Consider the following 906-nt stretch of genomic DNA (forward strand, 5'->3'; position numbering starts at 1 on the left):
CCAAAATAAAACCGCAGGATACCGCCTGGCTGCCGCCGGCCTTTCCACTCAACGGGCGGTTACCCGACCATCCTTATCCGGTGGCGATGAACGAACGCCGGCAGAACAGCCTGGAGCAACGTTACTATGACGAGTGCTGTCTGGCCGCCGGCAAACGGGTGTGGCGCCCCTGCTGCAAGACGCTGCACGTCAGCCTGTTCTTTGACGGCACCGGCAACAACCTGCATAACGACGTCTATGTGGATGAACATCCGCATCCCAGCAATATCGCCCGCCTGTTCCGCGCCGCCATCGGCAGCGGACACGCCGGCGGCGCGGCGCTGGAGAACGCGCTGCTGGATGTGCCGCCTGCCGGGAGCGAGACCTACTTCAAGTTCTATATGCCCGGCGTGGGTACGCCGTTCCCGGAAATCGGCGAACTGGATTACAGCAACCTGGGACTGGCGACCGCCAGCGGCGGGGAAAACCGTATCAACTGGGGACTGTTGCGACTCATTGACGCACTGATGCGCGCGCTGAAACTGGGCAAACTGGAAGACACGGCATCGCTGGCGGCCGTCGGGGACATGGCCACTTCCTGGGCGGCGCTGGGGCTGGGCGGCGCGCATAACCGCTATGAGACCTTCTATCGGCACTTCAACAGGTTGCAGAACAACATCTGGCAGGCGATGAACCCGACCGGCCGGGGCAAGGCGAGGCTGATGGGCATGAAACTGTACGTGTACGGTTTTTCACGCGGCGCGGCGCAGGCCCGGACCTTCGTCAACTGGCTGACCGAGCTGTTCCCTAAGCCGGATAGCGCGGACGGCGTGCCGGCCCAGGTGTTGCAGGGCAGCAACCCGGCCTGCCGCCTGCCGGTCAGCGTGGAGTTTCTCGGGCTGCTGGATACGGTGGCGTCGGTGGGGG

At 64.1% G+C, this 906-nt stretch carries 1 pseudogene; it reads left to right on the plus strand.

From position 1 onward, the window contains the following. Positions 1-906, plus strand: a pseudogene (locus ABRZ26_RS25020) (DUF2235 domain-containing protein); the annotation flags it as partial.

The sequence above is a fragment of the Brenneria sp. L4-2C genome, assembly GCF_040240335.1.
Taxonomy (GTDB): domain Bacteria; phylum Pseudomonadota; class Gammaproteobacteria; order Enterobacterales; family Enterobacteriaceae; genus Brenneria.